The sequence below is a fragment of the Methanomassiliicoccales archaeon genome (assembly GCA_035527755.1).
Classification (GTDB): domain Archaea; phylum Thermoplasmatota; class Thermoplasmata; order Methanomassiliicoccales; family UBA472; genus UBA472.
Genome location: DATKZX010000019.1, coordinates 34,695 through 47,173, shown reverse-complemented (window position 1 = coordinate 47,173; position 12,479 = coordinate 34,695). Strand labels below are relative to the sequence as shown.

Genomic DNA, 12,479 nt, shown 5'->3' with positions numbered 1-12,479 from the left:
CCCTGAGGGGACATATATTTCAGTGCATGCCCTCACTGGACCTTGATGGTAAACCGCCCTGGCTTCGGATAAAGGGCCTATCTACATCCAATTCATCAGAAGTGAGGCGTATGCTATCATCAGGGTTGAGGACGGTATGCGACTCTTCCCGCTGTCCGAACCTGGGGGAGTGCTGGGGCAGCGGTCACGCCACGTTCATGATACTGGGGGAAAGGTGCACCCGGAACTGCCGCTTCTGCGCCATTCCCAGCGGCCGTCCGGAAGGAGGGGTCGATGAAGGGGAACCGGAAAGACTGGCCGAAGCGGTGCGTTCCCTGGGACTGAAGCATGTGGTGATAACCTCGGTCACCAGGGACGATCTGGAGGACGGAGGAGCTGGCATTTTCGCCGCGGTTGTGAGAAACATACGGTGGATGGTCCCCGATACTAGCGTGGAGGTGCTCATCCCTGACCTTCAAGGTGATAAGGAGGGCTTGGAGAAAGTGGTCAGTTCTTCGCCTGATGTTCTGGGGCACAATCTGGAAACGGTGCGTTCATTGCAATGGGTAAGGGACCCAAAAGCCTCTTACGAACGTTCCCTGGACGTTCTCCAAATGGCCAAATGGTTCGATCCAAGTTCGTTGACCAAGAGCTCGCTCATGCTTGGGTTAGGTGAACAGAGGGAGGAGATCAGACAGGCCATGCTGGACCTTCTATCAGCAAAGGTGGACCTGCTCACCCTCGGACAGTACCTTCCACCACTGGGATCGTCATTGCCCTTGGATCGTTATGTGCATCCATCCGAGTTCGACGAACTGAGGGCGATGGCTCGTTCCCTCGGTTTCAAAGGGGTCATGGCCGGACCGCTCGTCAGATCGTCGTACAAAGCTTTGGATCTCATGAGAGAGGCTGGTGCTGGAAGATGTTAACGGACGAGTTCGATCCCTTGAAAGGAGAGATGCTGCGCGTGATGGATGAAGAAGGGGCCGTGGACCGCTCCCTGATGCCCAAATTGTCCAAGGAGGTGCTCATCAAGGCCTACCGCACCATGGTCCTTACGCGCATGGCTGACGACAAGGCGGTGAAGTTGCAGCGTCAGGGGAAATTGGGCGCCTACCCGCCCAGCAGAGGACAGGAGGCCAGCCAGATAGGTCCGGCCATGGCCCTGAAGGAAGGTGACTGGCTTTTATGGGCCTTTCGAGAGATGGGCGGCCTGCTGTGGAAGGGGATACCGTTGAGCACGCTGTACCTGTACTGGATGGGCAACGAGCTGGGAAATGTCTATCCAGAAGGGTCGAACGTAACGCCTTCGGTGGTGCCGGTGGCCTCCCAGATACCCCACGCTGTGGGCATCGCCTATGCAAGTAAGCTGAGGAAGGAAAAGATCGTCACTTTGGCCTACTTCGGGGATGGAGCGACATCGGAAGGGGAGTTTCACGAGGGCCTCAATTTTGCCGGGGTATTCAAGACCCCCAACGTCTTCGTCTGTCAGAACAACCAGTTCGCCATTTCCACCCGCAGGGAGCGGCAGAGCGCCTCACCAACCTTGGCGCAAAAAGCGGTCGCCTATGGATTCCCGGGCATATTGGTCGACGGGAACGACATCTTGGCCATGTACGCGGCGGCCAAGGAGGCGGTGGACCGTGCCCGGAAAGGTAAAGGACCGACGCTCATCGAATCTTACACATACCGCATGAGCGACCACACCACTTCCGATGATTGGAGGAAGTATCGTACGAAAGAAGAGGTGGATACTTGGCAACGGAAGGACCCGCTCTCTCGCTTCGCGAAGTATCTGAAAGCGGAAGGTGTCCTGAGCGACGAGGGGGAGATAGAGAAAGAGATGTCCAAGGTGATCGAGGAAGCGGTCGCCGCCGCGGAAGCTGTTCCCGCACCGAGCAGGAAGGACGTCTTTGAGCATACCTACGCCGAGATGCCTCCCTATCTCAAATGGCAGATGGGTCCAGGAGGCGAGCGTCGATGATGATGAACATGGTGCAGGCCATCAATACCGCCCTGCGTATGGAGATGGAGCGCGACCCTTCGGTGGTCATCCTGGGCGAGGATGTGGGTGTGGACGGCGGAGTTTTCCGATTGACGGAAGGCCTTTTGGATAGGTTCGGAGCGGACAGGGTCATCGACACACCCTTGGCGGAAGCGGGCATCTCCGGCGTCGCCATCGGCATGGCCATGAACGGTCTGCGACCAATAGCGGAGATGCAGTTCATGGGCTTCTCCTATCTCGCGCTCAATCAGATGATCAACCATGCCGCCCGCATGCGCAATCGGACCCGGGGCAGGATGACCATTCCCCTGGTCCTGCGCATGCCCTATGGGGCGGGGGTCAAGGCTCTGGAGCACCACTCGGAGAGCACCGAGGCGCTCTACGCGCAGATCCCGGGACTGAAGGTGGTCGTTCCCTCCACCCCCCTGGAGGCCAAGGGGCTGTTGACCGCCTCCATCAGAGACCCGGACCCGGTGGTGTTCCTGGAACCGACACGGTCCTATCGCATGCTCAAGGAAGAGGTGCCTGACGGAGAGTACCTTCTGCCATTGGGAAAGGCCAGGGTGGTGCAGGAGGGGGACGATGTCACCATGATAGGATGGGGGGCCATGATGCCTTTGATCCAAAAGGCGGTCGATAAGGTCAAGGTCTCGGTGGAGGTCATCGACATGAGGACGCTCTCACCCATGGATATCGAGACCGTCCTGAACTCGGTCAAACGCACTGGACGGGCGGTGGTGGTGCATGAAGCGCCTCGCACCTGCGGGCTGGGGGCGGAGATCGCCGCCCGCATCTACGAGGGGGCGATCTTGTCCATGGAGGCACCGGTGGAGAGGGTGACCGCTCCGGACATCACCATACCCTTGCCGAAAGGCGAGGACCACTACTACATCAACGAACGAATGATAATCGAGGGCATAGAACGTACGATGAGCTTCTAGGTGATCAGCATGGCAATCGAATTCAAGTTCCCGGACCTGGGCGAGGGGATCGCCGAGGGAGAGGTCAAGAAGTGGCTGGTAAAGGAGGGAGACATGGTCAGTAAGGACCAGTCGCTGGCGGAGATAGAGACCGACAAAGCGGTGGTTGAAATGCCCTCCCCGGCCGCGGGTAAGATACTGAACCTCCATCACAGAGAAGGTGAGATGGTCAAGGTCGGTGAAGTGCTGGCGGTCATCGGCGAAGAAGGAGAGATCGTGCCGACCCGGCCTACTGCATCGAAGGTGGCGGACGATAATACGAAGGAGGATAGACCTCCCTCGGTCTCTGTCGTCGGCGATCTTCCCCTGGAAGAGATGGTGGTCTCCTCCGCGCCTGCGAAGCGGAGCAGCCGGGACGTATCGGCCATGCCATCGGTAAGGAAGATCGCCAAGGGGAAGGATATCGACCTGACGCAGATTATCCCGAGCGGAGCACACGGACAGGTGTTGGAGAAAGACCTCGAAGGGAAAAACGAGAGACCGAAGACCGTGCCCAAGTTCGATATTTACGGTTATATCGAGAGGATACCGATCAGGGGGATCAGACGCACCACGGCCAAACGCATGAAGGAATCACAACAGATCGTGGCCGCGGTCACCAGCATGGAACAGGTGGACGTGACCCGTTTGGTGGATCTGCGGAACCTGGTGAAGGTCCCCGCCAAAGAAAGGATGGGCGTCAACTTGACCTATATACCTTTCATCATCAAGGCGGTGGTGCAGGCATTGAAGGCGCATCCTATGCTGAACTCGATGATCGATGAAGAGCGAGAGGAGATCATCGTCAAGAAGTACTACAACATCGGCGTGGCCGTGGCCATTGACGACGGCCTCATGGTACCGGTGATCAAGGCCGCGGACCTGAAGAGCCTGAAGGAACTGGCCGAGGAAGTGTCGGCCCTCGCCAAGAGCGCTCAGGAGCGGAAGGTGGACCTGGCGGACCTCAAGGGCGGGACGTTCAGCATCACCAACTATGGCGTGTTCGGAGGGACGTACGGGACTCCGATAATCAACTATCCCGAGACGGCCATACTGGGGATAGGGCGGATCATGGACGCGGCGCTCGTGATCGAGGGCGCGGTCCAGGCGCGCAAGGTGCTGCCGCTATCGCTCACTTTCGATCACCGGGCCTACGACGGCGCGGTGGCGGCCAAGTTCCTCAAGGAACTGACCTATTTACTGGAGAACCCCGAGCTGCTGCTGGTGATGGACTAACGGCCATACGTCCAATCTTCATTTCCGAAACGTTCCCGGGCGATCAGCTCCGCCCGGGCCATCTCGTCCGTTGTCAGATCGCCCACGTACCACTGTTTGTTGATGATGAAGGCGTTGGCCATGGCGGCGATGACGTAGTCCCATGGAACCTTCTTCTGCTCACGAACGCTGGTGACCCTCTCGGTAGAATCAGCGATCCCGTGCGCGTCCAGTTTTTCCGGGAGGACCTTCAGCACTGAGAACATTCTTACCCGATCGATATCGTAAAGCAGTGTCCCGTGCTGCGAGAATATGCCCTGACGTCTTGATTGGGCGCTGCCACTGATCTTCTTTCCGTTGACCAGGACATCGTTTATTGGCTCGAAGGACGCATCGATGCCGATCAGCTTGAGGGCATTGACCAACCAACCGCCTATCTCACGATAGGCCTCATTGATGTCCTTGGGCATCATGTCCTCGGGGCACACGACACTATAGGTTATCTCTTTACCATTGTCGTGAAATACCGCGCCTCCGCCGGTGCTTCGGCGTACCACCTGAACGCCCAGACGATCACACTGCTCCATGTCCACCACCTCCTCCAGGTCCTGGAAGCGACCGATGCTGACGGCTGACGGGTCCCAACCATAGAAGCGTATGGTCGGACCGGCGACCCTGTAAGCGACCGCTTCCGCGATGGCCTCGTCCAAGGCCATGTTCATGGATGGCGTGTTCGTCTCATAGCGCAGCATTCTCCATCTCTTTCTCAACATCTTAATCCCCTCAGTAGATACACAAGGTCGCCGGGAGCGAACCCCACCACTCGATAATCGTGCTCCTCCAGGAAGCTGGTGATGGCGGTCTCCGCATCCTCCATCTTCCAAGCGGAATTTTCCATCAAGTATGATTCCAGCTTGGCCAACCCTTCTTCTGGATAGAAGAAGAAGTCCCCTCTAAGTCGAAGGTCCTTTACTTCCTTCCCTTGGCAATCGACCACAAGGACCAAGGTCTTTCCGCCAGGAACCCTGACCCTTCTTTCCAAACACCTCACCCCTTGGCCCAGGCCACGAGCTTTCCCATGTCCACCTGGCCGCATATGGCCTTCCCAGTTATCTCATTATAGAAGGCCGGGACGCCCAGGTCGCCTCCGCAGGCCGGGGCGATGGAATCGGCCAACGAACGCATTAAGGTGGCGTTCTCCTCGTTATGCCAGACCTCGAGCCTCTCCAGCTTGATCCCGCTCTCCGCTTCGAACTGGTCCACCATCGGCGCAAGCTTGCGGCAATGAGGGCACTCCTTCCCGTGGAACCAGATCAATCTCTTTTCGCTCATTCAACATCCCTCTTTATGAAAAGACCGCACCAGCATTCCCCCGTCTCCTTGAAGACCGGCTGCTTCAGGAAATTGCACGGGCATATGAGATTGAGGTCGATCTGTCGGTCACCAGTGGTGATCCGGCAAGGGCAGTAACGCTGCCCCTTGTTCTTATGATTCTCCAGCACCCCTTTTGATAGTAGCTCGATCTCGTCGGTCTTATCCGTCAATCGTATCGTTGGGTTCTGGTCGGAGAACTGCTTCCAGGCGGTCACCACGTTCTGTTTGGTGTCGATGATCGAGTGGTCCTTTCCAATGATCTCCATCGCCTCGTTGATGTCTGACAGTACGAAGGCGTTCTTGGCACCACACGTAGGACACACTTCAGGGGCCTTGTTCCCCAGGTGTATGTCGTTGCAGACGTGACATCTCCAAAGTTTTTTCATGCTACCCCTCTTTAATATACGGTCGGTCACGAATATATATGATTAGAGGTCACCAACCATCTCGATGGACCCTCTCCTCGTCATAGCGGTCAAGTGGTCTCTTCTCTTCGTCCGGGTGTCCTATGGGAACGAGGGCGAAGGGGATGACGTTCTCCGGCAATCCTAGCAACTGCCTCAGACCGCGCACGCGCTCCTCGATGGGGTATATGCCTAGCCATACAGCACCCAGGTTGAGCTCTACGGCCATTATAAGCATGTTCTCCACCGCCGCTGAACAATCCTGTACCCAGAAGCCAGGATATTTCTCCAATGTCGGATCGCCGCAGATCAGCACCGCTACCGAGCTCTGCTTGAGCATCTGCGCGTAGGGATGCACCTCCATGATGCCTTGCATCAGTCGCCTGTCACGCACGACCACGAAGTGCCACGGTCGTTCGTTCCCGGCTGAAGGAGCGGCCATACCAGCCTCCAGTAGCATTCTCACGTCCTTTTCTTCCACATCCTGCGTTGTGTAACGCCGGATGCTGCGGCGATCGAGAATAGGATCGTTCCTCATCACCATAGTCATGCGGGCCCGGCGGACATATATTTATCGAGGAGGTGCGAAAAGTGGATATTGAACTTCCCACTACACTCAATTATGTCGGGCATCGAGGATCTGATCTATTCCACGACCTTGCTGTTCTTCATTTTCGATCCGTTCGCCACCGTACCGTTGTTCATATCCATGACCAAGGGTCAGAGTGAACAGGAACAGGCGTCCAGCGCCAACAAGGCGGTGCTGGTGGCTGGTATATTGTTCGTCATCTTCGCCCTCATCGGCACTGAGCTTCTGGGAATGTTCAGTATCACCACCGATGCTTTCCGCATCGCCGGCGGCATCGTCCTGCTCCTCATGGCCATGGAGATCATTTTCTCCTTGACCCTGAGTAAGAACGAGAATCCCAGTGTCGCCTGGGTGATAATAGCCACCCCCATACTGAGCGGTCCGGGAGTGATAACCACCGCCATACTGCTGGTGCACCTATATGGCCAATTTACAGTTCTTATCGCCGGAGTGATCGGTCTGGCCATCACCTGGGGCGTCATGAGGAACTCCCTGCTGATCTCAAAGAAGGTGGGCAACAATGCTATAGAGATATTCTCCAAGATCATCGGGCTCCTATTGGCGGCCATCGCCGTGGAGTTCATAATGAGGGGGGCGGTGGACTACGTCCTGAACAATCTGGACGCTGCCTTCCTGCTTCCTCTTCTCTGAAACGACCATGCAAAGTATTTTATCCGTCGTGCACAAACGGTGAATAAGGTGAGTAGTTGAACAATTGCAAGAAGTGCGACACCGGCCTGGATGTCTTTCAGATCGACGAGACCCCCAAGCTCATGGTGAAAGGCAGGGAGGTCGGTATAAATGACCTCGATGGGATCATGAAGGATGTTCATGAGCTTGACCTGCCCGAAGAACACGTGGGCGGGGAACTGCTGGAGCACGTCAAGCGCAAGGATTACATACCCCCTTCTATGGAAAAGGATTACTTGCAAGCCTTACTTCAAGAGTTCAAACGCCGCTTCGGTTGAACCAGTAAAACAAATAATTTGTAGAACCGGAACCTGTGGGGAAATCAGATGAACACTGCCATTGAAAGTAAAGACCTGGACCTCAGATTAGATATCGACGCCGCCCACCTGAAGATGCTTGATATGTCCGTGCATCTTTTGGGATACTTAAACTCATTCAGGGCCATATCGGAATTGCCGGAATATTTAGGGAGAAGGCGGGTGCGCTACGCCCTGGTCCTGATCATGCTGGACGAACTAGCATCACTAATGGAACTGATGAAGGAATGCGAACGTGGCATCACCGAGCACATGACCGAGGTGTTCATCGAGGGTTACCACTCCCCGCAGCGTCATCAGGAAGGAGTGGAGCATGTACTGGAGGAGATAAGCAAATCGGAGATACTGTTCCTCAAGGTGAAGAAGCACTTGGGTCGTGAACCCTCACCCATTGATTTTGACATCTTCAAGGGATTGTTCCGTCGCTCCGGCGGAAACCTTTTCCCCCTGGTCGAAAAGACCTTGCGTTACGACTGGAACAAAGGAAATGATGAATCGGATATGCCCTCGGAGGATGAGTTGGACATGCTCTTCATCGCCATTGAGCTAAACGTACGCGGAGCGGCGGAGTTCAGTTACGAATGGGCCTTGGCCAATGAGTTGGAGGTCAACTTTCGATTGGATACGCGTTATTACAAGAACGGCATCGATCAGCGCAAGGAAAAGGGTTATTGGGTCACCGAGGCTTTATTTCCCTGAGGAGGGAAGATGAATGAACGATATCAGGGACGTGAGCGACGAACTCTTCTCCGACCTATTGCGAAAGGAGAAGAAGTTCATCGTGTTGGAGTTCTGGTCTCCGGGATGCTCCGTTTGCAAGGACGTAGAACCGGAACTGGTCAAGGCGAAGAAGGACCTGGGGGCAGACACGATGTTCATGAGGGTGAACACCGACCATAACAATAAGCTCGCGACCAAATACCATGTGACCGGCACCCCTACCTTTCTCTTCTTCTGCAAGGGCCAGAAGGTGGGTGGTACCATCGGATACGTCAATGCCACCGTACTGCGTAACACCGTCAAGGACCTGATCAGGCATTCGATATCCTGTCCTCCGGGGAAACGCCCTAGCTACGAGATGGACGGTTACGGTTAAGCATTTTTATTTATGACGGTGTTAATCACCATCTCATGTGGCGACCACTGTCGATCGAGTCGTGGAAGGCGCGGGGGCGGTCCGATCTGAGCGCGGTCTTCCCGGCGGTCAATGACATCATAAGGTCAGTGCGGGAGGACGGCGACATTTCCGTCATACAACTGACGGCTCGATTCGATAAGGTGGAATTAAACGAATTGGAGGTCAGCAGGGAGGAGATCGAGGAGGCCTATCGTAAGATCGACGATGAGCTGCTCTCCGCCCTTAAGTTCGCTCAGGAACGTATCGAACGGTATCACCGCCGACAGAGACCTGACGATATCACTCTCACAAAGGAGGAGGGGGCGTCCCTGGGATGGAAATACTCTCCCCTGGATACCGTAGGGGTGTACATACCTGGTGGCAGGGCCTCCTATCCGAGCACCGCCCTGATGTGCGCCGTACCGGCCAAGGTGGCCGGGGTCAGAAGCGTGGTTGCCTGCACACCCCCGCCGGTGCATCCCTTGACCTTAGTGGCCTTGGACCTGGCCGGGACCGACCGCATATTCAAATGCGGTGGCGCTCAGGCCATAGCGGCCATGGCCTTGGGGACGGGGACAGTTCCCAAGGTGCAGAAGATCGTCGGTCCTGGGAACATCTATGTCACTGCGGCGAAAGTGCTTCTGCGTCAGGAAGTGGAGATGGACTTCCCCGCCGGGCCCAGCGAGATAGCCATATTGGCCGACGAAAGCGCTCGCCCGGAGAACGTGGCCGCTGACATATTGGCACAGGCGGAGCACGACCCCCATTCAGCATGCGCCTTGGTCACCAACGTCCCGGAACTACCGGGCAAGGTCTGGCAGATCATGGAGGACCGGATGGCGACAAGCCCACGCCAGGAGATAATGGCATCCTCGCTGAAGAACAGCGGCTACATATTGGTTGATGGAATGAAAGAGGGAGTGGAGGCCTGCGACCAGCTGGCTCCGGAGCACCTTTCTCTGCAGGTGAAGGACCCGCTGAGACTGCTGCCGTTGGTGCACAACGCCGGTGCGATATTCCTAGGGCACGACTCCCCGGTGGCCTGCGGCGATTACACCACAGGCACTGACCACGTGCTGCCCACCGCCGGGAACGCTGCTGTACACTCAGGTCTAGACGTGCTGCATTTCATGAAACGCTCATCGGTGCAGTTCCTTGACAAGGAAATGTTAAAAAAACTGGCTCCCGCCACCGTCAAATTGGCAGAGACGGAAGGTCTGACGGCACACGCCGATTCGGTGCGCGTCAGGTTGAAAAAGTGAGGGCGGCCGATCAGACCATCTTCTTTCCGGCCTCGTAGTTGGCGCTCTGGTTCCACACCTCGGCGACCTGCAGGGACCAGACCCCAGTTGCCTTCATCCCCATTTTCTCCAGGGCGGCGTTCATGCCATCGAATATCGGTCCGGATGTGATGAACTCCTTGGGCTTGGCCTTGATCTCGAAGGAGGTCGTCTGGCTACCGGCCAAGATAGAGGCCATCTCCCCGTTGGCCTTCATGTTCTCCAGGTTCGTTCCAGTGCGCTTCATTAGGATCGCGCCGACGATTATGGTGTCCGGCGACGCGGCCTTGAGGCTGCCCACCTGTATGGCGTGGACATGGCCTTCCTTGGACTTCGTAGCTAGAATCCTGATAGACTTGTCATCGTTCAGTACCTTCATTACTTCCTCGGGTATCGCAACCATGTGATTCACCTAGGCATCAATGTGTTTGAGATGTTATAAATCATTGCACCAGAAACATGACCAAAGAACAGCTGGCCCATATTTATTAGCCAGTATCGTTCTATGATAAGTATGACCTATCGAGTTATTACAATGACCTTGATGATGGCATGAAGCCTCGTTCTTTCAATGATACTATGGCTTGGCGCACCGCGGACCCTGTCTTGACCTCCACCAGAACCGACATGTCGTTCTCCCGGGCCAAACGCAGGTAGCGGGGACAATCCATGGTGCCGGTGAAGGGCAGTTGGTGATCGCTCTTTCCATCATAATCGTGAAAGTGCATGTGCCACACCTTATCCAGGTGCTTGATCATGAATCCCTCCTCCAGGTGGCCGGAGCGGGCATCGTGCCCGATGTCCCAGCATAGGCCAACCGAGGGAAGGGGCAGAACCGATTCGACCGCCTCGCGCATGTACGGCAGCGAGAAATGACCGGTGTTCTCCAGGCATATCTTGATCCCCAGATCGCTGGCCATCGAGGATAGGCGCGTCATGGAATCTTTCAGAGCGACCTTGTACTCCTCCAGATACCTATCGTAGACCCATACCTTGCGGTCAGGCAGGGTGAAGTACACCCCAGGATTCAGGTGCATGTTCAGAAGCCATACATCGTTCTTCGCCGCCCACAGCAATGTCTCCTCACATCGGGCGAGATGGCCCTGCCTGACAGATAGGTGCAGGGAACCTAGGTCCAGCTCGTCATGCAGATGCATGCTGAACCGCAATCCGCCGTCCGCCGCCTCTCTCATCACCCGGGCATCGAGGTTCTCAGGGAAGGAGTATGGCATGTTCATATTGAGTTCCAGAAAATCCAATCCCAGTTCCCGGCACAGCTCAAGATTCGGCCTCAGTTCCTGATGCTCGATCAATGCTGGCATTCCGAAAAGATGCATCAATGACCTTCAGGCCTCGAATAGTAGATAAAACGAACGACGTCACTCTAGACGAAGGAGGTAGCGCCTTTCCTGTCTGACCTCTTCCTGGCCGTGATATCGTTTGTGAACGCACCTTTCCCAATTCCTAATTACTTTCAGTCCAGGAAATAGCGATCCTATTTCCCCCGGAAGGAAATAATGACAGACGATGCCGTTCCCTCTTTCGTAGGTGCGCTCCTCTATCTCGGTGCCCTTCCCGCAGCGCATGTCCCCCTCGCCGAAGACGTTGATGTATATGCTCCCCCCTTGGGTCATAACACGGACCATCTCCTGGGCGGCCTTGCGTCTTTCTTCTTGAATAAGGTGTCCGAGCACGTGGGATGCGGAAACGAAAGGGAACGAACCGTCCTTGAAAGGCAGAGCGGTGACGTTCCCCTGTATTAAAGGCAACGAGTGCCAGCGGCGGCAGGAGATCAGAGCCTGCCGGGAGAAGTCAAGACCTATAGGAACGGCGTCCAGCGAGAACGCGCTCAATCCTTTGCCATTCCCTACGCCCAATTCCAGCACCGACCCTTCGGTGGGCAGGAAAGCCTCCGGTTCACCCTTCCATGGGCGATCGTCTCCGGCGTACAACCGGTCCCAGCTATCCCTGGTGTTCATTCTTTGCTTAGCTCCAGATGATAGTAGTTCTCATCGTCGTAGCCGCTCTTCACCTTGAACCCAGGGAAATATCGAGGGGCCTCGTTCATAGGAATGCGTTCATGGAACGGAGGTCCATGCTCCGTGGGCCTAGCTTGCCAGTCAACGATGGTAAGACGCCCGTCAGACCTAAGCACCCGTCTTATTTCCGAAGCAAGCTTTCCCTTATCGTTCACCTCGTGAAAGACGTTCAGCATGACCACGCGGTCCAGGGACGAGTCTGGCAAGGGTATCGTCGGCAGTTCGGCCTTGACCGATGTGATCCTGTCCGAACCGCCATCCCTTTCTCGAAGGGCGTCGAGCATCTCCTCCTGTACGTCGAGGGCGATGACCTTGACCCCGGCGTTGGCCAAGGGAATGGAGAGGTAGCCTACGCCTGCGCCCAGGTCTGCCACGATCTCGTTCGGGGATAGCTTCATGCGCTCTATGATGATCCCTACCGGCTGTCTTTTAACGCGGCTTTCGTCGACCAGCCGGTGCTTCTCTGAGGCGGGGAACTGACTAGGCCTTTGGTTCATACGATGAACATTCA

18 protein-coding genes are annotated in these 12,479 nt (G+C 56.1%); 9 read left to right on the top strand and 9 right to left on the bottom strand.

What is annotated here, in order from left to right; translation table 11 throughout:
* The first annotated feature begins 26 nt into the window (after positions 1-26).
* The 4 genes from lipA to VMW85_06655 are packed head-to-tail and all read left to right on the top strand — an operon-like array spanning position 27 to position 4,179.
* Complete coding sequence (gene lipA / locus VMW85_06670) at positions 27-908, top strand: lipoyl synthase (protein HUT27709.1); 882 nt, start codon at positions 27-29, stop codon at positions 906-908.
* Complete coding sequence (pdhA, locus tag VMW85_06665; protein HUT27708.1) at positions 902-1,963, top strand: pyruvate dehydrogenase (acetyl-transferring) E1 component subunit alpha; 1,062 nt, start codon at positions 902-904, stop codon at positions 1,961-1,963. The genes lipA and pdhA overlap by 7 nt, the downstream gene beginning before the upstream one ends.
* Positions 1,960-2,925 carry an alpha-ketoacid dehydrogenase subunit beta gene (locus tag VMW85_06660; GenBank protein HUT27707.1) on the top strand — a complete coding sequence of 322 codons (966 nt, stop codon included), beginning with the start codon at positions 1,960-1,962 and terminating at the stop codon, positions 2,923-2,925. The genes pdhA and VMW85_06660 overlap by 4 nt, the downstream gene beginning before the upstream one ends.
* A 9-nt stretch (positions 2,926-2,934) precedes the next feature.
* Positions 2,935-4,179 carry a dihydrolipoamide acetyltransferase family protein gene (locus tag VMW85_06655; protein HUT27706.1) on the top strand — a complete coding sequence of 415 codons (1,245 nt, stop codon included), beginning with the start codon at positions 2,935-2,937 and terminating at the stop codon, positions 4,177-4,179.
* On the opposite strand, the gene VMW85_06650 is transcribed toward VMW85_06655, so the two are convergent.
* The 5 genes from VMW85_06650 to VMW85_06630 are packed head-to-tail and all read right to left on the bottom strand — an operon-like array spanning position 4,176 to position 6,474.
* Positions 4,176-4,931: a lipoate--protein ligase family protein gene (locus VMW85_06650; protein HUT27705.1), complete on the bottom strand. Its 756-nt coding sequence runs from the start codon at positions 4,929-4,931 to the stop codon at positions 4,176-4,178. The two genes, VMW85_06655 and VMW85_06650, sit on opposite strands and share 4 nt — an antisense overlap.
* Positions 4,925-5,200 carry a hypothetical protein gene (locus VMW85_06645; protein ID HUT27704.1) on the bottom strand — a complete coding sequence of 92 codons (276 nt, stop codon included), beginning with the start codon at positions 5,198-5,200 and terminating at the stop codon, positions 4,925-4,927. The genes VMW85_06650 and VMW85_06645 overlap by 7 nt, the downstream gene beginning before the upstream one ends.
* 5 nt (positions 5,201-5,205) lie before the next feature.
* Positions 5,206-5,490 carry a hypothetical protein gene (locus VMW85_06640; protein ID HUT27703.1) on the bottom strand — a complete coding sequence of 95 codons (285 nt, stop codon included), beginning with the start codon at positions 5,488-5,490 and terminating at the stop codon, positions 5,206-5,208.
* On the bottom strand, positions 5,487-5,918 hold the full coding sequence (locus VMW85_06635) for a ferredoxin-thioredoxin reductase catalytic domain-containing protein (GenBank protein ID HUT27702.1): 432 nt from the start codon (positions 5,916-5,918) through the stop codon (positions 5,487-5,489). The genes VMW85_06640 and VMW85_06635 overlap by 4 nt, the downstream gene beginning before the upstream one ends.
* A 49-nt stretch (positions 5,919-5,967) precedes the next feature.
* Entirely contained in the window at positions 5,968-6,474 is a 507-nt protein-coding gene (locus tag VMW85_06630; GenBank protein HUT27701.1) for a nitroreductase family protein, read from the bottom strand.
* A gap of 84 nt (positions 6,475-6,558) precedes the next feature.
* On the opposite strand from VMW85_06630, the gene VMW85_06625 reads away from it, so the two are divergent.
* Genes VMW85_06625 through hisD form a run of 5 tightly spaced genes read left to right on the top strand, consistent with a single transcriptional unit; the run spans position 6,559 to position 9,911 of the window.
* Entirely contained in the window at positions 6,559-7,176 is a 618-nt protein-coding gene (locus VMW85_06625) for a MarC family protein (protein HUT27700.1), read from the top strand.
* Positions 7,177-7,232: 56 nt separating this feature from the next.
* Complete coding sequence (locus VMW85_06620) at positions 7,233-7,493, top strand: hypothetical protein (GenBank protein HUT27699.1); 261 nt, start codon at positions 7,233-7,235, stop codon at positions 7,491-7,493.
* A 48-nt stretch (positions 7,494-7,541) separates the two neighbouring features.
* The gene (locus VMW85_06615) at positions 7,542-8,231 is read left to right on the top strand and encodes a hypothetical protein (protein ID HUT27698.1); all 690 of its coding nucleotides are present in this window, start codon (positions 7,542-7,544) and stop codon (positions 8,229-8,231) included.
* A gap of 13 nt (positions 8,232-8,244) precedes the next feature.
* Positions 8,245-8,628, top strand: coding sequence for a thioredoxin family protein (locus tag VMW85_06610; GenBank protein HUT27697.1), 384 nt, complete (start codon positions 8,245-8,247; stop codon positions 8,626-8,628).
* 35 nt (positions 8,629-8,663) lie between these two features.
* Complete coding sequence (gene hisD / locus VMW85_06605) at positions 8,664-9,911, top strand: histidinol dehydrogenase (protein HUT27696.1); 1,248 nt, start codon at positions 8,664-8,666, stop codon at positions 9,909-9,911.
* Between the two features lie 10 nt (positions 9,912-9,921).
* Here the strand turns inward: hisD and VMW85_06600 are convergent, their stop codons facing one another.
* The 4 genes from VMW85_06600 to VMW85_06585 all read right to left on the bottom strand — a co-directional run bounded on the left by VMW85_06600 (position 9,922) and on the right by VMW85_06585 (position 12,465).
* A complete protein-coding gene (locus tag VMW85_06600; GenBank protein HUT27695.1) occupies positions 9,922-10,332 on the bottom strand; it encodes a hypothetical protein in 411 nt (136 codons plus the stop codon).
* A 127-nt stretch (positions 10,333-10,459) separates the two neighbouring features.
* Entirely contained in the window at positions 10,460-11,266 is an 807-nt protein-coding gene (locus VMW85_06595; GenBank protein HUT27694.1) for a TIM barrel protein, read from the bottom strand.
* A gap of 42 nt (positions 11,267-11,308) precedes the next feature.
* Positions 11,309-11,908: a class I SAM-dependent methyltransferase gene (locus tag VMW85_06590; GenBank protein ID HUT27693.1), complete on the bottom strand. Its 600-nt coding sequence runs from the start codon at positions 11,906-11,908 to the stop codon at positions 11,309-11,311.
* On the bottom strand, positions 11,905-12,465 hold the full coding sequence (locus VMW85_06585) for a class I SAM-dependent methyltransferase (protein HUT27692.1): 561 nt from the start codon (positions 12,463-12,465) through the stop codon (positions 11,905-11,907). The genes VMW85_06590 and VMW85_06585 overlap by 4 nt, the downstream gene beginning before the upstream one ends.
* Between the last annotated feature and the right edge of the window lie 14 nt (positions 12,466-12,479).